Annotated in this window: 1 protein-coding gene; it reads right to left on the reverse strand. The window is 66.7% G+C overall.

The genetic code is table 11. The features are described 5' to 3' along the window. A partial coding sequence (locus tag C5748_RS27645; RefSeq protein WP_146119676.1) for a hypothetical protein occupies positions 1 to 255 on the reverse strand: 255 nt, incomplete at both ends.

The following is a 255-nucleotide window of genomic DNA, read 5'->3' on the forward strand; positions in this document are numbered from 1 at the left end:
TCTTCCAGCTCAGGCCCGTGGCGAACAGATAGGTGTTGCGGTCGCGGCTGTCGTCGTCGGAATCCTCGAAGCGGGCCTCGCCGCGCATGCGGGCATTGATGCCGCGCTCCTCGTCCTTGTAGCCGACCGACAGCGACACCGCCTTGCGGTCGAAGTCGGAGCGCTCCAGCCCGGTGCCCGGATCGATGCTGTCATCCTCGATCGTGCCGGCCTCGAAGCCGCCATCGACGGTCCACACCGCATCGGGCGTATAGA

The sequence above is a fragment of the Phyllobacterium phragmitis genome (assembly GCF_002980495.1).
GTDB classification, from domain to species: Bacteria; Pseudomonadota; Alphaproteobacteria; order Rhizobiales; family Rhizobiaceae; genus Paramesorhizobium; species Paramesorhizobium phragmitis.